The 19,445-nt window shown below is 60.2% G+C and carries 19 protein-coding genes; 11 read left to right on the top strand and 8 right to left on the bottom strand.

The features are described 5' to 3' along the window. Positions 1-30 precede the first annotated feature (30 nt). From D3Z90_RS15075 to D3Z90_RS15035, 9 genes are all read left to right on the top strand, one after another. The gene (locus D3Z90_RS15075; RefSeq protein WP_136476824.1) at positions 31-474 is read left to right on the top strand and encodes a CopD family copper resistance protein; all 444 of its coding nucleotides are present in this window, start codon (positions 31-33) and stop codon (positions 472-474) included. Between the two features lie 85 nt (positions 475-559). Beyond that, positions 560-1,906 carry a coproporphyrinogen III oxidase gene (locus D3Z90_RS15070; protein WP_136476823.1) on the top strand — a complete coding sequence of 449 codons (1,347 nt, stop codon included), beginning with the start codon at positions 560-562 and terminating at the stop codon, positions 1,904-1,906. After that, on the top strand, positions 1,890-3,278 hold the full coding sequence (hemN, locus tag D3Z90_RS15065) for an oxygen-independent coproporphyrinogen III oxidase (RefSeq protein ID WP_136476822.1): 1,389 nt from the start codon (positions 1,890-1,892) through the stop codon (positions 3,276-3,278). The genes D3Z90_RS15070 and hemN overlap by 17 nt, the downstream gene beginning before the upstream one ends. A gap of 101 nt (positions 3,279-3,379) precedes the next feature. Then, on the top strand, positions 3,380-4,183 hold the full coding sequence (locus D3Z90_RS15060) for a CbbQ/NirQ/NorQ/GpvN family protein (RefSeq protein WP_136476821.1): 804 nt from the start codon (positions 3,380-3,382) through the stop codon (positions 4,181-4,183). Further along, positions 4,167-4,751 carry a cytochrome c oxidase subunit 3 family protein gene (locus tag D3Z90_RS15055; protein WP_136476820.1) on the top strand — a complete coding sequence of 195 codons (585 nt, stop codon included), beginning with the start codon at positions 4,167-4,169 and terminating at the stop codon, positions 4,749-4,751. Before D3Z90_RS15060 ends, D3Z90_RS15055 begins: the two co-directional genes overlap by 17 nt. 9 nt (positions 4,752-4,760) lie before the next feature. Then, entirely contained in the window at positions 4,761-5,009 is a 249-nt protein-coding gene (locus D3Z90_RS15050) for a cytochrome C oxidase subunit IV family protein (protein WP_136476819.1), read from the top strand. Between the two features lie 97 nt (positions 5,010-5,106). Further along, complete coding sequence (locus tag D3Z90_RS15045) at positions 5,107-5,547, top strand: cytochrome c (RefSeq protein ID WP_136476818.1); 441 nt, start codon at positions 5,107-5,109, stop codon at positions 5,545-5,547. 3 nt (positions 5,548-5,550) lie between these two features. Then, positions 5,551-6,978, top strand: a complete 1,428-nt coding sequence (locus D3Z90_RS15040) for a cbb3-type cytochrome c oxidase subunit I (RefSeq protein WP_136476817.1) — start codon at positions 5,551-5,553, stop codon at positions 6,976-6,978. Between the two features lie 77 nt (positions 6,979-7,055). Beyond that, positions 7,056-8,894 carry a nitric oxide reductase activation protein NorD gene (locus D3Z90_RS15035; protein ID WP_136476816.1) on the top strand — a complete coding sequence of 613 codons (1,839 nt, stop codon included), beginning with the start codon at positions 7,056-7,058 and terminating at the stop codon, positions 8,892-8,894. 7 nt (positions 8,895-8,901) lie between these two features. Here D3Z90_RS15035 and D3Z90_RS15030 read toward each other — a convergent pair whose 3' ends face one another. Together D3Z90_RS15030 and D3Z90_RS15025 are read right to left on the bottom strand one after the other, a co-directional pair. Then, complete coding sequence (locus D3Z90_RS15030; protein WP_136476815.1) at positions 8,902-9,093, bottom strand: protein DnrP; 192 nt, start codon at positions 9,091-9,093, stop codon at positions 8,902-8,904. Further along, positions 9,090-9,773 (bottom strand): Crp/Fnr family transcriptional regulator, encoded by a 684-nt coding sequence (locus tag D3Z90_RS15025; RefSeq protein WP_136476814.1) that lies wholly within the window; start codon positions 9,771-9,773, stop codon positions 9,090-9,092. The genes D3Z90_RS15030 and D3Z90_RS15025 overlap by 4 nt, the downstream gene beginning before the upstream one ends. Positions 9,774-10,257: 484 nt before the next feature. Between D3Z90_RS15025 and D3Z90_RS15020 the strand changes: the two genes are divergently transcribed. Both D3Z90_RS15020 and D3Z90_RS15015 read left to right on the top strand, forming a co-directional pair. Then, complete coding sequence (locus tag D3Z90_RS15020) at positions 10,258-11,448, top strand: NnrS family protein (protein ID WP_136476813.1); 1,191 nt, start codon at positions 10,258-10,260, stop codon at positions 11,446-11,448. Positions 11,449-11,472: 24 nt separating this feature from the next. Beyond that, positions 11,473-11,910, top strand: coding sequence for a CopD family copper resistance protein (locus tag D3Z90_RS15015; RefSeq protein ID WP_136476812.1), 438 nt, complete (start codon positions 11,473-11,475; stop codon positions 11,908-11,910). Between the two features lie 20 nt (positions 11,911-11,930). Here D3Z90_RS15015 and D3Z90_RS15010 read toward each other — a convergent pair whose 3' ends face one another. The 6 genes from D3Z90_RS15010 to fdnG all read right to left on the bottom strand — a co-directional run bounded on the left by D3Z90_RS15010 (position 11,931) and on the right by fdnG (position 19,358). Then, positions 11,931-13,472, bottom strand: coding sequence for an FAD-dependent oxidoreductase (locus tag D3Z90_RS15010; protein ID WP_136476811.1), 1,542 nt, complete (start codon positions 13,470-13,472; stop codon positions 11,931-11,933). Positions 13,473-13,556: 84 nt separating this feature from the next. Beyond that, on the bottom strand, positions 13,557-13,784 hold the full coding sequence (locus D3Z90_RS15005; RefSeq protein ID WP_136476810.1) for a hypothetical protein: 228 nt from the start codon (positions 13,782-13,784) through the stop codon (positions 13,557-13,559). Positions 13,785-13,851: 67 nt separating this feature from the next. Beyond that, positions 13,852-14,763, bottom strand: a complete 912-nt coding sequence (fdhE, locus tag D3Z90_RS15000) for a formate dehydrogenase accessory protein FdhE (RefSeq protein ID WP_136476809.1) — start codon at positions 14,761-14,763, stop codon at positions 13,852-13,854. After that, positions 14,760-15,404: a formate dehydrogenase subunit gamma gene (locus D3Z90_RS14995; protein WP_136476808.1), complete on the bottom strand. Its 645-nt coding sequence runs from the start codon at positions 15,402-15,404 to the stop codon at positions 14,760-14,762. The genes fdhE and D3Z90_RS14995 overlap by 4 nt, the downstream gene beginning before the upstream one ends. Continuing rightward, positions 15,401-16,297 carry a formate dehydrogenase subunit beta gene (gene fdxH, locus D3Z90_RS14990; protein ID WP_136476807.1) on the bottom strand — a complete coding sequence of 299 codons (897 nt, stop codon included), beginning with the start codon at positions 16,295-16,297 and terminating at the stop codon, positions 15,401-15,403. Before fdxH ends, D3Z90_RS14995 begins: the two co-directional genes overlap by 4 nt. Before the next feature lie 10 nt (positions 16,298-16,307). Next, positions 16,308-19,358: a formate dehydrogenase-N subunit alpha gene (gene fdnG, locus D3Z90_RS14985; protein ID WP_136476806.1), complete on the bottom strand. Its 3,051-nt coding sequence runs from the start codon at positions 19,356-19,358 to the stop codon at positions 16,308-16,310. Between the last annotated feature and the right edge of the window lie 87 nt (positions 19,359-19,445).

Below are 19,445 nucleotides of genomic sequence, written 5' to 3'. Positions count from 1 at the left end.
GCCATTGATGGGACGCGAGCCGAGGGTCTGATGATTTATCCAGTGTTGTTGACGCTGCATTTGTTCGCGGCCCTGATTTTTATCGGTACGGTGTTTTTCGAGGTGCTGTTTCTGGAGAGTATCCGCAAGCAGTTGCCTGCCAAGTTGATGTTGCTGCTCGAGCAGGCTGTCGGAAAACGCGCCCGGCAGTTGATGCCCTGGGTGTTGCTGGTGTTGTTCGGTGCGGGTATCGGTATGGTCTGGTTGCGTTATCTGCCGGTACTCGTTACACCGCTGAGCTCGTCGTTCGGGACGTTGCTGTTGGCCAAGATTGTCGTCGCCGCCAGTGTGCTGGTGCATTTTCTCGGGGCCATGGTGTTGTTCAAGACCGATCGTATGAATGCGCGCTGGGTGAAGTTCATTCACAACAGTGTGTTCGCCCATATGATTGTGATCGTTGTGTTGGCCAAAGGCATGTTCTACCTGACCTGGTAAATCCTCTGCGCTTGATACAAATCAAGGCCTCCAAGGCGGTATAGGCAGACACTGAAACTCCGTAGCCCGTCTCGGAGCCTTTGTTATGCTCGATGTCCTTCACTCCCGCAACGAGCAGATCGTTAGACACGATCAAGGCGTGCTCGACCCCAATTACTACGTCGATATCCGCAAGTTTCATGGTGGTGTCGGTTCGCTGGACGTATTGCGCGGTTTGCGCAGCAGTCGTCAGCATCAGCGCCCCTTATCGTTGAACGTGCAGATACCGGCCGATTTCAGGCAGGCCGGTCAAGTCACGGAAAATTATCTTCAGTGCCTGGCGCGGGAGATCGATCTGGTCGGTTGTCACCTGAGCCCGCAACAACGGATCGAGCAGTTTCATTTAAGCGGCATTCCTGCAGAGCCAGCGCAGTTGCAACAACTGATGGCGCAATTGCACAGACGCTTCAATTTTCTCACCCATGAGAGCGGCGACTACAGCGTCGATATCGAACTGCAGCACACCAACTGGGCAACCATGGGGCTGCTGCGTGATCAAGGCTTCAACCATGTAAGCATCGGCGTGCCGGATATAGGCAGCGGTGGTGAGCAGTCGGTGGCGCGTTACCAGAATCCTGCGCCGATTCATTCGCTGATCGATGCCGCGCGTACGTTTGACTATCGCTCGGTGAGTGTCGACCTGGGCTACGGCCATGCCTGGCAAACCCCGCAGACATTCGCCCTGAAGCTGTCCAGCCTGATTGAGTTGGAGCCCGATCGCCTGCGGGTATTCGACTACGCGCAACCACCGAAGCGCTACGCACAGAGCATCAAGCTCCAAGCCAGTAGCGAGCAAGACAAGGCACTGATGCGGCGTATCTGCTTTGAGCAACTGCTCGCAGCGGGCTACCAGCATATTGGCCTGGGACAGTTTGTGCGGCCTGATGACGATCTTGCCATCGCGCAGGAGCGTGGACATTTGCGCCGCAATTGCCAGGGTTTCACGCGCCATGGCTACTGCGATCATGTCGGTTTCGGCCTGGGCGCGATAAGCCAGTTCGATACCTTGTATGGGCAAAATACCGAGGTATTCGAGCACTATATGACGCAGTTGCAGCAGGGACAATTGGCAACGGTTCGGGGTTGGCGCTGCGAGGACAGCGACCAGGTCCGACAAAGGGTTACGGAGCGTCTGAGCTGTGATCTAGAATTAGATATCCTGGCCATCGAAACCCGCTACGGTATTGATTTTCAGCGCTACTTCGCCAATGCCTGGCGGCAACTTGAGGCCATGGCCCGCACCGGGCTGGTGGAGTTGGGCGAGCAGTACATCAGCATATTGCCTGCCGGGCGTCTGGAAGTGGATGCTATCTGCCAACTGTTCGAACAGGACGTGAACAACTCGGCGCCTTCGTCCCAACACGACTGGATCGACCATGACGCCAGCATTTGAGTTCAATCGTACCCTGGTGAAGAAATACGACCGGCCAGGGCCGCGCTACACCTCCTACCCGACGGCGCCGCAGTTCCATGAGGCATTCGCCGTCGATGACTACCTGCAGGCGGTGACGGCCAGCAATCAGGCGGCAATCGCCAAGCCACTGTCGGCCTATATTCACATCCCGTTTTGCCAGAGCCTCTGTTACTACTGCGCCTGCAACAAGATCATCACCCGTAAGACTCATCGTGCCACCGAATATCTTGATTACCTCAAGCGTGAAATAGCCATGCAGGGGCAATTGTTCGACCGCACCCGCAGGCTGACCCAACTGCATCTGGGCGGTGGTACGCCGACTTACCTGACCGGTGAGCAATTGGCCGAACTGATGGAATGCTTGCGTCAGGCCTTCAACATGGACGACAGCGATAGCCACGAGTTTTCCATCGAGGTCGACCCGCGCACCATCAGCACTGAGCAGATTCAGGTGCTGCGCGGCCTGGGCTTCAACCGTTTGAGTTTTGGCGTGCAGGATTTCGACGCCGATGTGCAGGCTGCGGTCAATCGCCAGCAAAGCGAGCAGCAGATCTACGAATTGGTCGCGGCCGCACGCCAGGCGCAGTTCAAGTCGGTCAGTGTCGACCTTATCTACGGCTTGCCTCTGCAAACGGTTCACAGCTTCGACGTTACCCTGAGCAAGATCATTGCCCTGCGTCCGGATCGGATCGCCGCCTACAGTTACGCGCATCTTCCGCAGCAGGTCCGTGCGCAGCGCATGATTCGTCCGCAGGACATGCCGCCGCCAGAGCGCAAGCTGGAATTGCTGGAGTTGACCATCCGCCGTCTCACCGAAGCCGGCTATGTGTACATCGGCATGGACCATTTTGCCTTGCCGGATGATGAGCTGAGCCTGGCCCGCGCCAATGGCACGTTGCAGCGTAATTTTCAGGGTTACTCAACTCATGCTGACTGTGACCTCATCGGTCTGGGCGTGTCGTCGATCGGCAAGGTGGGCGACAGTTACAGCCAGAGCGTCAAGCTGCTCTCGCAGTACTATGCGCGGCTTGACCAGGGCATGCTGCCGGTCCAGCGTGGCTATCGCCTGAACGCCGATGACGTGTTGCGCCGTGAAGTGATCAACGAGTTGATGTGTCACGGACGCATCGACTTTGCCAGGTTCGAAGCCGTGCACGGTGTTCGTTTCAGTGACTATTTTGCCGAGGCGCTGCAGCAACTGGCCGAACAGGTCGATGACCATTTGCTGGCAATTGACCAGGATACCCTGCAGCTGCTGCCCCAGGGACAACTGATGATGCGCAACACCGCCATGGCCTTTGACGCCTATCTCGGTGGAGGCCGTAAAGGCCAGTTTTCACGCACGGTCTGAGGGTGCTTGACGGCGATCAAGTTTGCCCGGCGCAGTGCTTGTCAGTGAGTCGCTTGCACCTTTAGCGTGGTGCTTGAATCCGCTGCCAAGCCAGGTGTCGCATGACCCTCACCGTTGTTTCCGAAACTCGAAGCAAACCCTTCTATCAACCACAGCACAACGAACAGGCGCTCTTCGAGCAGGCCTGGCGCCACGGCCTGCCCGTGCTGATCAAAGGCCCGACCGGCTGCGGCAAGACCCGCTTCGTCCAGCATATGGCGCAGCGCCTGAACCTGCCGCTACACACTGTTGCCTGTCACGATGACTTGAGTGCAGCTGACCTGGTCGGCCGCCACCTGATCGGCGCGCAGGGCACCTGGTGGCAGGATGGACCATTGACCCGCGCGGTGCGCGAAGGTGGCATCTGCTACCTCGACGAGGTGGTCGAAGCGCGTCAGGACACCGTCGTGGTTCTGCATCCGCTGGCTGATGACCGCCGCGAGCTGTTTCTGGAGCGTACCGGTGAAGTGTTGCAGGCACCCCCGTCGTTCATGTTAGTGGTGTCTTACAACCCTGGTTACCAGAACCTGCTCAAGGGCATGAAACCCAGTACCCGCCAACGCTTCGTGGCGATGCGTTTCGACTATCCGGCAGCCGCCGATGAAGCGCATATCGTGCGCCATGAAGCCGGGGTGGATGCTGCATTGGCCAACCAGGTAGTGCGCCTGGGACAGGCGCTGCGGCGCCTGGAGAACCATGATCTGGAGGAGGTTGCCTCGACCCGCCTGCTGATTTTTACCGCGCGCATGATCGGCGCCGGGATGAATCCGCGTGAAGCCTGTCTGGCCTGCCTGGCCGAGCCTCTGAGTGATGATCCGGTGACGGTCGCGGCGTTGATGGACGTGGTCGATGTCCACTTCGGCTAACGTAGTGGTTGCTCCCCGGCGCTTGCCGGGGGATCTGGCGATGTGGTTTTTCATCCTCGCCGAGCTGTCGGTGTTCGCTTTGCTGATTCTGGCGTTCGCGACCACTCAGGCGCTCAAGCCACAACTGTTCGCTGACAGCCGACAGTTGCTCGACACCTCTACGGGCCTGGCGATGACCTTGAGTCTTCTCAGTGCCGGGTTTCTGGCTGCACTGGCGCAAGAGCGGGTGCGGCAGGCACGACCGCGACAGGCGGGCGGGCTTCTGCTGCTGGCATTGTTGGTCGCCTGCGGCTACCTGGGCCTGAAGCTAGGTGAATACCAGCATCTACTCAGCCTGGGGCTGGACCTTGAGCACAACACGTTCTTTACCCTGTACTGGCTGCTCACCGGCTTTCACTTCCTGCATGTGCTACTCGGCATGCTGATTCTGGCCTGGTTGGCCAAGGGCTGCTGGCGCGGTGTGTATAGTCCGGGCAGGTGCAGTGGATTCGAGTCCGGGGTGTTGTATTGGCATATGGTCGACCTGATCTGGGTCGTGCTGTTTCCCCTGGTCTACGTTCTGGATTGAGGAACTCGCATGCTCGCATCGAAGTTTTTGCTGCGCTGCTGGCTGGCCCTGGCATGCCTGAGCCTGGTCACCGTGGCACTGGCGCAGGGCAGGGCAAGCGTCTGGCTGGTCCTGCTGCTGGCGGTGCTCAAAGCCTGGTTGATCACGGACGGCTTCATGGAACTGCGCCACGGACCATGGCGCTGGCGCGCCTTGATGTTGGCCTGGGCGCTGCTGCTGGCATTGCTGGTGGGCGTGAGCTTGAGCCTTCGCAGCTAATACCCGACTAAAACCATCGGCGTTTCTTGATCGCCATCAAGCAGGTTTTCAGCCCTCGCTTTCTATCATGGCCAGGCCAAGCAATGAGGAAGCGACCATGTCAGAGACCTTCACCAAGGGCATGGCCAGGAACATCTATTTTGGGGGAAGCATTTTTTTCTTCCTGATATTCCTGGCCTTGACCTACCACACCGAGCAAACCTTTCCCGAACGGAGCAATGCCGCGCAACTAACCGACGCCGTGATTCGCGGCAAGACAGTCTGGGAGCAAAACAACTGTATTGGCTGCCACACCCTGCTGGGCGAGGGTGCGTATTTCGCGCCTGAGTTGGGCAACGTTGTCCAGCGCCGTGGTGGCGATGACGGCTTCAAGCCTTTTCTGCATGCGTGGATGAAGATGCAGCCGTTGAACGTCCCGGGCCGTCGAGCCATGCCGCAGTTCAACTTGAGCGACCAGGAGGTCGACGACATCGCCGAATTCCTCAAATGGACGTCGAAAATAAATACCAATGGCTGGCCGCCAAACAAGGAGGGCTGAGTGATGAGTACTGCCAATCCCCATCTTAAATTCGCTTCGCAGGCCGTCGCCAAGCCTTACTTTGTATTTGCCCTGATCCTGTTTCTCGGTCAGGTGCTGTTCGGTTTGATCATGGGCCTGCAATACGTGATCGGTGACTTCCTGTTCCCGGCCATTCCCTTCAACGTGGCGCGCATGGTGCACACCAACCTGCTGATTGTCTGGTTGCTGTTCGGTTTCATGGGCGCGGCCTATTACCTGATTCCGGAAGAGGCCGATCGCGAGCTGCATAGCCCGAAACTGGCAATCGTATTGTTCTGGGTGTTCGCCGCCGCAGGTGTGCTGACGATCCTCGGCTACCTGCTGGTACCCTACGCCGGCCTTGCCAGACTGACCCACAACGAATTGCTGCCGACCATGGGGCGCGAGTTCCTCGAGCAACCAACCATCACCAAAATGGGTATCGTGGTGGTGTGCCTGGGTTTTCTCTACAACATCGGCATGACCTTGCTCAAAGGCCGCAAGACCACCGTCAGCATGGTCATGATGACCGGGTTGATCGGTTTGGCGGTGTTCTTCCTGTTCTCCTTTTACAACCCCGGTAACCTGGCGCGTGACAAGTTCTACTGGTGGTGGGTTGTGCACCTGTGGGTGGAAGGGGTGTGGGAACTGATCATGGGCTCGATGCTGGCGTTCGTGCTGATCAAGATCACCGGTGTCGATCGCGAGGTCGTGGAGAAGTGGCTGTACGTGATCATCGCCATGGCCCTGATCACCGGCATCATCGGTACCGGCCACCACTTCTTCTGGATCGGTGCGCCTGAAGTCTGGTTGTGGGTTGGCTCGATCTTCTCGGCAATGGAGCCGCTGCCGTTCCTGGCGATGGTGCTGTTTGCCTTCACCATGGTTCGTAACCGCCGTCGGCAACACCCTAATCGTGCCGCCACGCTGTGGGCCAAGGGCACGACGGTAACAGCGTTCTTTGGCGCGGGTGTCTGGGGTTTTCTGCATACCCTGGCGCCAGTGAACTTCTATACCCACGGCACGCAGCTGACCGCAGCTCACGGTCACCTGGCGTTCTACGGTGCTTACGCAATGATCGTCATGACCCTCATCAGCTACGCCATGCCGCGCCTGCGTGGCTTGGGTGAGGCCGCCGATGAGCGTTCGCAGACCCTGGAGGTGTGGGGTTTCTGGCTGATGACCTTGTCGATGGTAATGATCACTCTGTTGCTCACCGCTGCCGGCGTGGTGCAGGTGATGTTGCAACGCTGGGCCGAGGACGGCAGCGCCATGCCATTCATGTCCACCACCGAACACCTGCGCGGGCTGTTCTGGGCACGCCTGGTCAGTGGCGTGGGCTTTATGGCCGGGCTGTTGTGCTACCTGCTGAGTTTCCGCCAGCGTGGGCGGGCGGCATTGCGCGCACCGGCACGGGTGGTGCCGTCATGATCGGTAGCTGCAAGTAACAAGCAACGGCCCGGCTACTGCAGCGGGCCGTTTTCTGCGTTGAAAACACAGGAGGCAACATGGCGTTCACCCTTGAGCTGGAGGAGTGGGTCGGCAGTGTCTGGCATCGCTTCATCACCCGCCGCGCCAACCCGGACTTCCCTGAAGCGAGTGTCGATCTGGCCTCTCGACAGCGCGCCTTGACCCTGTTGTTTCGCGCCATGGGCGGGCCCGCGAACCAAGGTGTGGAAGCAGCCAGTGAGCGTGACCTGCTGCTACGCCGCACACTGTTGCAACAGATCGCTGGCACCTGCAAACAGGTACCGCTGGCCTGGTGTGATGGCCAAAACCTATGCCTGCCCGGCCACCTGGCGGTGTTCCCCGAGGCCAGCTTGAACGAGGCGCTTTATCGCTGGCTGGCGCTGCTGGCGGCGCACTCGGAACCGATGCGGCACTGGGGGCGTGACAACCAGCGCTGGACCCAAACCCTGCTGCAGCGCTACCCGGCGCTGCTGCCGCGTTATCAGCGTCTGGTCGAGGCTCACCTGCAGTTACGCCCGGACCCTGACTCCCTGAGTCCGGCTGAAGCGGCCCTGGAGCGTGTCCTGTGCCAGGCCCTGCGCGAGCCGGGCAGCGTCAGTGAGTTTCCGCGCAGCGAGCGCGCAGCGTGGCCGGTGCCGCTGTGGTTGTACCCGCCGCTGCACATGCCCGGCGCCCAGGCCGGGGAGCTGGAAGACACCGACGAACATCTGGCGACTCCACCGGGTGAGCAGCGTAGCGGGCGCAAGCGCGCTACGCGAATCGATGAAACCCGGCGCGAGGGCGGGCTGTTGATCGTGCGTCTGGAGAACCTGTTCAGTTGGACCGAGCACGTCGACCTCGATCGCTGGTCGGACGACAGCGAAGACCCTGATGCCGCCCGGGTTGCCGACGACCTTGACCAACTGACCCTTTCTCGCACCCGCTTGCGCAAGGGCGGGGGCCTCAAGTTGCACCTGGATTTGCCGCCTGCCGATGTCGACGATATTCCGCTGGGCGAGGGCATAAAGCTGCCGGAATGGGACTATCGCACGGGGCGACTGCAACCGAATTTCGTCAATCTGCAGATGTTCGAACCCAGGGATTCCCAGGCGCAACCCTTGCCGCCCCGGTTACAGCCCGCAGCACGGCGTCTGCAACGTCAATTCGAGCTGTTGCGCAACGACCGTCAATGGTTGCGCCAGCAGCCGCAGGGCTCTGAGTTGGATCTGCAGGCCTGGATGGACTTCTACGTCGAGCGCAGTCACGGTCAATGTGCCGAGCGCGGCTTGTTCCTGGCGCAACGGCAGACGCGCCGCGATCTGGCCTGTCTGCTATTGGCGGACGTGTCGATGTCCACCGACGCGCACATCAACGATGAAAGCCGAGTAATCGAAGTTATTCGCGACAGCTTGTTGTTGTTCGGCGAAACCCTCTCGACGCTGGGCGATGACTTTGCCTTGTACGGGTTTTCCTCGCTACGTCGCCAACAGGTTCGCCTGCAGGCGCTCAAGACGTTCGAACAGCGCTATGACGACAGTACACGCGGGAAAATCCAAGGGCTAACGCCAGGCTACTACACGCGCATGGGTGCTGCTATTCGCCAGGCGACCCGCCTGCTTGGCGCTAGCAAGCGCAGACGCAAACTGCTACTGCTGGTCACCGATGGCAAGCCCAATGATCTGGATTTGTACGAGGGGCGCTATGGTGTCGAGGACACCCGCGAGGCAGTACGCGAGGCGCGGCGTCAGGGCCTGATCCCGTTCTGCATCACCATCGACCGAAAAGCGCAGGAGTATCTGCCGTACATGTTCGGCAGCAATGGCTATAGCCTGATTCGTCAGCCTGAACAGTTGCCGCTGCGATTGCCGCAACTGTATCGGCAGTTAACCCAGCCTTGAGCAGTATCTAGCGTGGCAACCACAACACCATTGCCACGCAGAACAGGGTCAGGCCGATGCAGAACCACAAAAAGCGCAACTGCTGTTTTGCCGCTGCATGGGCCGGGGAGGTTGGCAGCGGCATGCCGCATTGTTCACATTCAACGCCATGGATGGGGTTGCTGTGTTGGCAATACAGGCAGACGGGCAGAGCCTTCATTCGAACTGCTCCAGCCGTGAACGATCGAGAATGACGATATGCCGGCCTTCCTGGGTGATGACCTTTTCATCGATCAAACGACGGATAATGCGCGAGAACGTTTCCGGCTGAATCGACAGATGGCCTGCGATCAGTTGCTTGGCCATTGGCAGTTCGAACTGCGTTTCGACCGGTTGAACCTGCATCATTTGCGTGAGCAGATAACGCACTACGCGGTGGGTCGCGTTCTTGAGTGACAAGGTTTCTATTTCATTGACCCGTTGGTGCAAGCGCACGCACAGCTTGCCCAGCAGCGCGAAGGTCAGCCGGCTGTTGCTCTGCAGCAGGCGCAGGTAGGTGCTGTTGGACAACCGATACAATTGCGACGGCGCGATGGCTTCGGCCGAGGCCACATAGTTGGGTGTGTCCATCAACATCATGGCTTCGGCAAAGGTCTGCCGAGGACCGATGACCTCGAACACTTTCTCCTGGCCGTCCGGCGTCAGGCGGTAGATTTTTACCGCGCCGGCAATCACAAAATAAAACCCTTCAGCCGGCTCGCCTTGCCGAAACAGCGGTTCCCCCTTGTCGACGCTGAGTAATTGGCTGGAAGCCATCAGCTCGTCGAGTTGCTCGTCATTGAGCGGCTCGAACAAGTGGTGACTGCGCAGAATCTGGTGATGGACACGGTGAAGGACCATGAGCGTTCATCCTGAGGCGAGTTAAAAGAGGACTCAGATAAGACCGAGGGCAACGTTGCTGGCGATCGCGATGAACGATCCCAGGGCGGCGAACCATGCCAATGGCTGGATGATGTTTCTCATGTGAACTCCAAACGAATGACTGATGGGGCTTATCAGCAAGAGTCGGACCAGGCTCAAGCCCGCAGACTGTCAGCTTTTGCCGAACTGTAGGGTAAAAATAACCCTGTTATGAAGGGTTAAAACAACCATCTAAGGGTAATTTATACCCGGTTTGTTGGCTGCATCGCGAGATCGAGCCAGCAAATGCGCAGGGGCACGGCTCTTGCACAATCGAGCATGAAGCAGCGATGGGCAGCTTACGCAGTTGTAGCCAGCACGCGTTGACGTGCGACAAGGGCTAGGCTCACTAAATCGTAGACGATAACGCCGGGATAGGTTTCGCCCTGGGGCACCCCGGCAACAGGGTTAAGGAGTGGTGTCAATGCAAGTACTTGATCGCCGTAAAGCAATGGCCATCGTGCCCTTGTTGCGTCTGGCGTTCCGGCCATTCTTCCTCGGTGGCTGTGGCTTGGCTTTGCTGGCAATTCCGCTGTGGCTGGCAGCCTTGCACGGCTCGCTGGGCGATTGGCAGCCCGCCGGTGGCTGGCTGGCCTGGCACCGTCATGAACTGTTGTTCGGTTTTGGCCTGGCGATCATTGCTGGCTTCTTGCTCACCGCCGTGCAGACCTGGACCGGCCAACCGGGTATCAGTGGCAAGCCTTTGGCGGCCCTGGCTGCACTGTGGCTGGGGGCACGGGTTGCCTGGTTGGTGAATGCGCCCTGGCCCGTGCTGGTGGTGCTGGAGCTGGCATTCCCGCTGGTAGTGGCGGTGCTGATGGCGGTCACGCTGTGGCGGGTACGGCAGAAGCGCAACTACCCCATCGTGCTGCTGTTGCTGCTGCTCACCGTGGTCGATGCGGTGGCGGTGTACGGCTTGGTCCAAGGCAACGACGGCTGGCAGCGCCAGGGTGTGCTGGGCGGTATCTGGCTGGTGGCGGCGATGATGGTGATGATTGGCGGGCGGGTGATTCCGTTCTTCACCCAGCGTGGCCTGGGACGGGTCGATGCGGTGGCGCCGTGGCCGTGGCTGGATTGGCTGCTGTTGGCAGGTTCTGCGCTGATAGCACTGTTGTATATCACTGGCCCGGCGCTACTGCCCAATGTCGGGGTGGGGGTGTTGTTCGCGGTACTGACCCTTGGCCACGCGGTGCGTCTGTGGCGCTGGCATGATCGCGGGCTGTGGAAGGTCCCGCTGTTGTGGTCGTTGCATGTGGCCTATGCCTGGATGGCGCTGGCGTGCCTGGGCATGGCCTTGTGGCACCTTGGCGTTGCGATCAACCCCAGCCTTGCGGTGCATAGCCTGACAGTGGGCGCCATCGGTGGGTTGATCCTGGCAATGGTTACCCGCGTCAGCCTTGGGCATACCGGCAGGCCACTGCAGCCACCGGCAGGGATGACTCTGGCATTCGCGCTGCTCAATCTTGGCGGCCTTAGCCGGGTGCTCGTGGTGCAGTGGTTCCCTTTGCAGGGCCTGTGGCTGGCCGGGTTGTGCTGGACACTGGCGTTTGCCTTGTATGCGTGGCGTTACGCGCCAATGCTTATGCGTGCGCGGGTTGACGGTCATCCAGGATAACGACGCCAGAGCAGGAGGCTGACAATGTACTACCCCTATATTTTGGTTATTCACTTGCTGGCGGCGATCGCCTTTATCGGCACACTGTTTTTTGAAGTGTTCATCTGGCATACCGCGCGTCAGCAAGTTTCCGAGACTGCTCAGGGCGCAGCTGACCAGGCGATCTCCAGCCGTTCGCGTAAAGTGCTGCATGCTGTCGTGCTGGTGCTGTATGGCGCCGGTATCGGTCTTGCCTGGCATCATCGCGGCGCTCTCAGCCAGCCGCTGGCGAGCAGCTTTGCCACGCTGCTCAGCCTGAAGATCATCCTCGCCTTGAGCATCATTGGCCACTACCTGCTGCTGGCGTATCTGCTCAAGCGCCAGCGCCTGACTCAGGCTCGCGCCCGTTGGATTCGTTGCAGTATTCTCGGTCACATGCTGTTGATCGTGATATTGGCCAAGGCCATGTTCTACTGGCATTGATCACAGGCTAACGCTTGCGCTCACCTGTTCGGGTTATCGACGGGCAGGTTGAGGCCACGCTCGGCAAAATAGGTTTCCAGCACTGCTGCGTCGGCATTGCCCCAGGCAAGCGCGATGTAGGTGTCTGGCCGTATCAGGTACACCGCGTCGCGTACCAGCCCAGCAGCTTCGTGGGCCGGGCTCCAGACAAATACATCCACGGGTATGCCGCGACCGCTGCACCATTGCACCAGACTTGCGCTGACAGCGCCGTAAACCTGCACTTGCCAACAGATACGGCTCAGGCCGCTGAAATTATCGCGCCCGTCTTCGGCGACCCAGGGCAGGCGGTCGCCGCCCTGGAGTGAGCCTGCATCGCCGTAGCTCAACGGCATGTAGCGATAGTTCAGGGTGATTTGCGAGACGGTGCGGAACAGAAACGCCTGGGCTGACCTGAAGGCCAACACCCGCGGCAGCATGCGCGGGGCCAGACGGGTGCGTAACAGGGCTGCCAGGCGACCATCGGCGGTGACAAAGTTGAACACCTGGTCGGTGGTGGCCACCAGGCGCTGGGCGAAGGCACTGCGCTCGATCTGGTAAGTGTCCAGCAGGCTTTGCCGGGCTTCGCCGCGCAGGACGCTGGCCAGCTTCCAGGCAAGATTGATGGCATCGCCAATACCGGTGTTCATGCCCTGGCCGCCGGCCGGGCTGTGTATATGGGCGGCATCGCCGAGCAGGAACGTACGCTGTTGACTGAAGTGTTCCGCCACCCGATGGTGTACCCGATAGGTAGAGAACCAGTTGACCTGCTGGACCTGGACATTCATGTGCTCGATGGCACGATGGCTGACATCGTCGAAGCGCAATTGCTCGGGGTGCTCGGCGCGTGCGTCGCGCACGGTACCGATCAGCCGGGCTCGGCCATCTCCGGCCAAAGGGAAAACCGCGAGAAAGTCCGCTTCGTCGAGGTCGACGTGCAGCTCGCCGTTCAGCGCCGGGCCCGAGGCCTGCACGTCGGCAACATAGAACACTTGCTGGTAGGTTCCACCGGGAAAACCAATGCCAAGAGCCTTGCGCACTGTCGAGCCAGCGCCGTCGCATCCGGCCAGATAACTGGCCTGGCAGTGCTCCTGCGTGCCGTCAGCATGGCGCAAGCGGGCCTTGATACCCTGGTTATCTTGGCTGAAGTCGCTCAGTTCGGTGTTGCGTTCCACGTCGACTGCGAAGCCCTGAAGGCGGTCGATCAGCAGCTGTTCATGTTCATCCTGCGGGTAAATGTGCAGGAAGGGGTAGGGCGTGAAACCAGCGCCGATGCTGTTCAGGGGCAGGCGGGCCGCGGCATGGCCCTTGACCCAGAGGTTGGCCGCGGGCACCTGGCGGCCGCGCTCGACGATAGTCGTGGTCAAATCCAGCTGGCGGTACAGCTCCAGGGTTCGTGCCTGCACCGCTAATGCCCGGGACGTGGTGCCGGGGCCGCTGGCCTTGTCGATGATGCGCACGCTCACGCCTTGTTTGCTCAACCACAAGGCCAGCACCAGGCCGGTGGGCCCGGCGCCGATGATCAGTACTTCACAGCGCTTCATTGCATGTGCTCCATTCAAGAAGAACTGGAACTCATCCAAGTGTAAGTCTACTGTCGGGATTTGTCCGTCGCCTGCAGCGCCGGGTTATTCGGCCTTGGCGCGTACGATGCGCCCGCTCTTGATCTCGTCGGCGTAGGCATGAAGCTTGTCCGAGTCCTTGTACAGGCGATTCATCAGGTGCAGTACGGCAACAACATCGACACCCTCGATTCGTTCGGCCAGTTTGCTGATTTCGCCGGCAGTGCGCTCAAGGTTGGAGGCGACGCTTTTCAGGTCGCGCTTGAGTTCGGCGGAAGATTTTTTCAAGGCCATGAGGGTCTCCGGGGGGATTGAGTGTGGATTACCGCGGGGCAACTCGACGTGCCCCGCGATGCTTGCTTCAACCAGGAAACAAAAACGGACTGACGCCACTGCGGCCGAATCCCTCACGCTCAACCTCGGCATCGAGGGCGAGGGAGGCGAGGTCATCGGCCAGCAGTTCCTGGTCACGGTCCTTTTCCGGGTAGAAGACTTTCAGGTAGCTGTGACAATCGTTGCAGCTTTCCGCTTTGACCGCGGCATCCTGACGTTCCAGCGACCAGTAGTCCAGTGCGCCGGTGGCTTCACAGTTGCTGCATTTTACCCTGACCATGTGCCAGCGGCATTCGCACAGGCTGCATTGCAGGTAGCGCAGCCCGGCCTGGCTGCCGGTCATCACCACGCTGGCGACCGGGGCGCTTGTGCATACCGGGCAGTGCTGGCGTTGCTCGCCAATAACAGCACTGGCCGAAGCAGGCAGGGCGCTGGCCAACTGGGTGAAGTACAGCGACAGCGCCGCCCAAAGGAACAGTGCTTGGCCGCTGCCAACCTGCTCGTAGCCGCCGGCCAGCAAGGCGCTGGCCAGTTCCTCCAGTTGCGCTGGGCTATGGGCGCCGAGGCTGTCCAGGGTACTGCGCACGTTCGGGTTGGCGTCGTTGTACAGCCGTTCGATCACACCCTGCAGCAGTTGCTGCCAATACGGGTCGCGTGGGTAGTTGGCCGTGGCCAATGGCGCCTGGCCGCTACCCAAACGGTGCGCAAGGCCTTCAGCCAGTGCCTGTGGCAATGGCAGGCGTTCAAGCAAGTGCTGCTGGGCGTCTACCAGTTGTGCGCAAAAACCGAGGTATTCGCCCATGGCATGGGTGTCGGCAAGCTCACGTAGACGGACAGCACGCTTGGCGTAGCGGTCCGTGAGCGATGGCAACAGAACGGGCGCAATCTGGGCGATGCCGCCGCTGGGTGTTTGCACCGGGGTCATGTGGATACTGCTCATGGCTTGCTCCCGGTTTTGTTCTGTTTGTTGATCTGCCGGTACCAGCGGTCATGGTGGGTCTTGGCCCAGGTGCGGCTGACGTAGCCGGTGACCATGCCGCGAATCGAGCCCTTGACCCAGAACGCCAGGTAGGCATGACCGATGATCAGCAGAATCAAGGAAATACCTGCTACTGCGTGTACCAGAAGGCCGATACGAATGCTGGGGATCGAGAACAGCGGCGCGAAATACGGCCGCCAGATCACCACACCGCTGAGCAGCAACACCGTGATCAAGGTCATGATGCCCCAGAACAACACCTTCTGCCCGGCGTTGTATTTGCCGATGTTCAACGCCGGATCATGCTTGCCGGCCAGCACTTGCTTGACGTTCCTGAACCATTGCGCGTCTTCGCGCTCCGGCAGGTTGTAGCGCACGAAGCGCGCGAACAGGAACATCAGCAGAACGAACACCACCACGCCGAAAAAGGGGTGAAGAATACGTGCCAACTGCGGGGTGCCGAACACGGCGTTGAGGCCGTTGAACGAGGGGAAGAACCACGACAGGCCCGACAACGCCACGGCGAAAAAGCAGATCACCATGAACCAGTGGCAGGCGCGGTCGATAAAGCGGGTGCGCAGGATCAATTTGTCGGTGTTCATGCGTGGGTGTCCTCCTCGTGCTTCTCGTCCTGTTCGTCGACCTCGTTGGGGCCCACGCCGATGTAATGGAACAGGGTGCCGGCGAGGGTGGCGAAAAACGCCGCGGCGGCCACCGGCTTCATCCAGCCTTTCCAACCCTGGATCGCAGTGCTGATGCGCGGGTCGGTTGGCAGCTTGTGATACAGCTGGGGTTTGTCCGCATGCTGCAGCACGTAGACCACGTGAGTGCCGCCTACGCCTTGCGGGTCATAGATTCCGGCACCGGCAAAACCGCGTCCCTGAAGCTCGGTGACCCGCTCGCCAGCCTGGTGCAGCATGTCCTGCTTGCTGCCGAAGTTGATCGCGCCGGTAGGACAGGTTTTGACGCAGGCCGGTTCCTGGCCGACCGATACGCGGTCCACGCACAGCGTGCATTTGTAGGCCTTGTTGTCCTTCTGGCTGATGCGTGGTACATCGAAAGGGCAGCCGGCAATGCAGTAGCCGCAGCCGATGCAATGCTCGGACTGAAAATCGACGATGCCGTTGGCGTACTGAATGATCGCACCGGGCTGCGGACAAGCCTTCAGGCAGCCAGGGTCGGCGCAATGCATGCAGCCGTCCTTGCGGATCAGCCATTCAAGCTTACCGCTTTCATCTTCGACTTCATCGAAGCGCATCAGCGTCCAGGTTTCGGCAGACAGGTCCGCCGGGTTGTCGTACACCCCCACGTTGTGACCGACTTCGTCACGCAGGTCGTTCCACTCGTTGCACGCTACCTGGCAGGCCTTGCAGCCGATGCAGATACTCACGTCGATGAGCTTGGCCACTTCGGCCTGGTGGTCGCGGGTGTGTGGCGCCGGGGTCAACACGCTGGTGGCTGAACGGCGGACAATGTCTTGGGATTGCATGGACATGGTTTCGCCCTCAGACCTTTTCAATATTCACGAGAAACGCCTTGTACTCGGGCGTATGGGTGTTCGAGTCGCCGATGCCTGGGGTCAGGGTGTTGGCCAGGAAGCCCTTGCGGGTCGCGCCCTCGTAACCCCAATGACAAGGAATGCCGATGGTGTCGACATCCTGACCATCAATGGCCAAGCGACGGATGCGCTTGGTCACCACGGCCTTGGCCTTGATGTAGCCGCGCTGGGTGCTGACCTTGACCATGTCGCCCTGGACAATGCCTTTGTCGGTGGCGAGCTTTTCGCCGATCTCGATGAACTGCTCCGGCTGGACGATGGCGTTCAGGCGGGCGTGCTTGGTCCAATGGCGGAACAACTCGGTAATTGAGTAGGTGGTTGCCACATAGGGGAAATCTTCACGTTTGCCCATGCGTTTGCGGTCGCTTTCATACACCCGCGCTGTGGGGCTGTAAGTGACGTTCGGGTGCAGTGGGTTGTGTGCCAGTGGGCTTTCGGTCGGTTCGTAGTGCTCGGGGAACGGGCCATCATTCATGGCGCCGACCGAGAACAGACGCCCCAGGCCTTCGGGCAGCATGATGAACGGGTTGGCCTTGCTGCCTGGTGCGGCAGTGACGGCGAAGTCAGGCACATCGACGCCGCTCCAGCGTTCGCCATCCCAACCGATCAGCTTGCGTTTCGGGTCCCACGGGTTGCCCTGCGGGTCGGCCGATGCGCGGTTGTAGAGGATGCGGCGATTCTGCGGCCAGGCCCAGGCCCATGCCGGGGTGCAGCCCAGGCCGCTGTCGGCGTTGTCGCGACGGGCCATCTGGTTGCCTTGTTCGGTCCAGGAGCCGGCGAAAATCCAGTTGAAACACTGGGTGCTGCCGTCATCGCGCAATTGCGAGAAGTCGTCGAGCAACTGGCCCTTGCGCAGGATCAACTTGCCTTGCTCATCGTGCAGGTCGGCCAGCGCACGGCCATTGGATTCCTTGGCCACTTCTTCGGGCTTGGGATCGTAGGGGTCGGCATAGTCCCAGGCCATGTTGAGAATCGGGGCGGGGTTGGCGCCGCCTTCCTTTTCGTACAGTTCACGGATCTTCATGAACAGATGGCCGAGGATCTTGCCGTCGTGCCAGGCTTCGCCGGGCGGCGCAGCACCTGCCCAGTGCCATTGCAACCAGCGCCCGGAGTTGACGATCGAGCCGTCTTCCTCGGCAAAGCAGGAAGAGGGCAGGCGGAACACTTCGGTCTGGATCGCCGCAGTGTCAACATCGTGCTGCTCACCGTGGTTCTGCCAGAAGCTGGACGTCTCGGTAGCCAGCGGGTCGATGATCACCAGGAACTTGAGCTTGGCCAGAGCGGCCTGGGCCTTGTTCTTGTCCGGGAAGGCGGCCACCGGGTTGAAACCCTGGGCGATGTAGCCGTTGACCTTGCCCTCGTGCATGAGGTTGCTGTAGTTGAGCACGTCGTAGCTGTCATCCCACTTGGGCAGCCAGTCGAAACCCCAGTCGTTGGCGGCTGTGGCCTTGTCGCCCCAGAAGCTCTTCATCATGCTGATGAAGAACTTGGGCGTGTGCTTGTAGTAGTTGACCTGATCTTCGAGCAGCGCGGTCGGCGTGGTCTGCTTGAGGTAGGTGGCAAGGCTGGTTTGCTGATCGGACGGCAGGTTCATGTAGCCCGGTAAACGGAGCGACAGCAGACCGAGGTCGGTGTAGCCCTGAATGTTGGAGTGCCCGCGCAGGGCGTTGACGCCACCGCCGGCCATGCCGATGTTGCCCAGCAGCAACTGGATCATGCCCGATCCGCGAATCATCTGTGCGCCGTTGGTGTGGTGGGTCCAGCCCAGGGCGTAGAGGAAGGTCGCGGTGCGGTCGGGTACGCAGGTACTGGCGAGAATATCGCAGATCTGCAGGAAATCTTCCTTGGGCGTACCGCAGATATTACTGACTACATCCGCGGTGTAGCGGCTGACGTGGGACTTGAGCAGGTTCCATACGCAGCGCGGATGGCTTAGCGTCAGGTCGCGCTTGGCGTAGCCCTTGTCGTCGAGTTCGTAAGTCCAGGAACTGCGGTCGTAGCTGCGCTTTTCTTCGTCGTAGCCGCTGAACAGTCCGTCGTCGAAGTGGTAGTCCTCGCGTACGATAAGACTGGCGTTGGTGTAGTGGCGCACATACTCGTGCTGGACCTTGTCCTGACTGATCAGGTAATTGACCACGCCCATCAGGAAGGTGACGTCGGAGCCTGCGCGGATTGGCGAGTAAATATCGGCGACCGCGGCGCTGCGGTTGAAGCGCGGGTCGACAACGATGACCTTGGCGCCATTGCGGATCTTCGCCTCGATCACCCACTTGAAGCCCACCGGGTGCGCTTCGGCCGGGTTGCCACCCATGATCAACACCACGTTGGCATTCTTGATGTCTACCCAGTTGTTGGTCATGGCGCCGCGCCCAAAGGTCGGCGCCAGGGCCGCTACGGTGGGCGCGTGACACACGCGGGCCTGGCTGTCGGTACCGAGAATGCCCAGGGCGCGCGTGAAGCGCTGGTCCAGCGAGCCGGTTTCGCTGCTGGCGGCCGAGGAGCAGAGCATGCCGGTACTTAGCCAACGGTTGACCGTGATGCCCTTGGCGTTCTTTTCGATGAAGTTGGCGTCGCGGTCATCCTTCATCAGCCGGGCGATACGCTCGATGGCGTGATCCCAGCTGATGCGCTGCCATTTGTCTGACCCGGGAGCGCGGTATTCAGGGAATAGCAGGCGCTGTTCACTGTGCACGTAATCGACCAGGCCCGCGCCTTTGGGGCACAGCGAACCGCGACTTACCGGGTGATCCGGGTCGCCTTCGATATGAAAGATGCGTGCCTTGGCATTCTTTGCACCGTCCCCCAGGCTGTACATGAGAATCCCGCAACCCACCGAGCAATAAGTGCAGTTGTTTCGGGTTTCCTTGGCGCGCAGCAGTTTGTATTGGCGCGACTGGGTAGCCTGGGCCATACCGGGGGCAAAACCCAGGGTCGCGCACGTGGCGGTGGCGACACCAGCGGTACAGAGCTTGAAGAACTGACGTCTGCCGAGTCCCATGGTTATCTCCTTATTCTTTCGGCTGCACAAAACAGCGGGCATAGGTATGCCCGGCAACAAGGCGTCGCAAGCGCAGTTGGCTGAGGA

Source organism: Pseudomonas sp. DG56-2, assembly GCF_004803755.1.
Taxonomy (GTDB): Bacteria; Pseudomonadota; Gammaproteobacteria; order Pseudomonadales; family Pseudomonadaceae; genus Aquipseudomonas; species Aquipseudomonas auratipiscis.
Note: the sequence above shows the minus strand (reverse complement) of the source record. Positions and strands in the feature narration are given on the sequence as shown.

Excerpts from the sequence above, each read along its gene's own strand:
- D3Z90_RS15075 (WP_136476824.1), top strand. The coding sequence starts at position 31 with ATGATTTATCCAGTGTTGTTGACGCTGCATTTGTTCGCGGCCCTGATT.
- D3Z90_RS15070 (WP_136476823.1), top strand. The coding sequence starts at position 560 with ATGCTCGATGTCCTTCACTCCCGCAACGAGCAGATCGTTAGACACGAT.
- hemN (WP_136476822.1), top strand. The coding sequence starts at position 1,890 with ATGACGCCAGCATTTGAGTTCAATCGTACCCTGGTGAAGAAATACGAC.
- D3Z90_RS15060 (WP_136476821.1), top strand. The coding sequence starts at position 3,380 with ATGACCCTCACCGTTGTTTCCGAAACTCGAAGCAAACCCTTCTATCAA.
- D3Z90_RS15055 (WP_136476820.1), top strand. The coding sequence starts at position 4,167 with ATGTCCACTTCGGCTAACGTAGTGGTTGCTCCCCGGCGCTTGCCGGGG.
- D3Z90_RS15050 (WP_136476819.1), top strand. The coding sequence starts at position 4,761 with ATGCTCGCATCGAAGTTTTTGCTGCGCTGCTGGCTGGCCCTGGCATGC.
- D3Z90_RS15045 (WP_136476818.1), top strand. The coding sequence starts at position 5,107 with ATGTCAGAGACCTTCACCAAGGGCATGGCCAGGAACATCTATTTTGGG.
- D3Z90_RS15040 (WP_136476817.1), top strand. The coding sequence starts at position 5,551 with ATGAGTACTGCCAATCCCCATCTTAAATTCGCTTCGCAGGCCGTCGCC.
- D3Z90_RS15035 (WP_136476816.1), top strand. The coding sequence starts at position 7,056 with ATGGCGTTCACCCTTGAGCTGGAGGAGTGGGTCGGCAGTGTCTGGCAT.
- D3Z90_RS15030 (WP_136476815.1), bottom strand. The coding sequence starts at position 9,093 with ATGAAGGCTCTGCCCGTCTGCCTGTATTGCCAACACAGCAACCCCATC.
- D3Z90_RS15025 (WP_136476814.1), bottom strand. The coding sequence starts at position 9,773 with ATGGTCCTTCACCGTGTCCATCACCAGATTCTGCGCAGTCACCACTTG.
- D3Z90_RS15020 (WP_136476813.1), top strand. The coding sequence starts at position 10,258 with ATGCAAGTACTTGATCGCCGTAAAGCAATGGCCATCGTGCCCTTGTTG.
- D3Z90_RS15015 (WP_136476812.1), top strand. The coding sequence starts at position 11,473 with ATGTACTACCCCTATATTTTGGTTATTCACTTGCTGGCGGCGATCGCC.
- D3Z90_RS15010 (WP_136476811.1), bottom strand. The coding sequence starts at position 13,472 with ATGAAGCGCTGTGAAGTACTGATCATCGGCGCCGGGCCCACCGGCCTG.
- D3Z90_RS15005 (WP_136476810.1), bottom strand. The coding sequence starts at position 13,784 with ATGGCCTTGAAAAAATCTTCCGCCGAACTCAAGCGCGACCTGAAAAGC.
- fdhE (WP_136476809.1), bottom strand. The coding sequence starts at position 14,763 with ATGAGCAGTATCCACATGACCCCGGTGCAAACACCCAGCGGCGGCATC.
- D3Z90_RS14995 (WP_136476808.1), bottom strand. The coding sequence starts at position 15,404 with ATGAACACCGACAAATTGATCCTGCGCACCCGCTTTATCGACCGCGCC.
- fdxH (WP_136476807.1), bottom strand. The coding sequence starts at position 16,297 with ATGTCCATGCAATCCCAAGACATTGTCCGCCGTTCAGCCACCAGCGTG.
- fdnG (WP_136476806.1), bottom strand. The coding sequence starts at position 19,358 with ATGGGACTCGGCAGACGTCAGTTCTTCAAGCTCTGTACCGCTGGTGTC.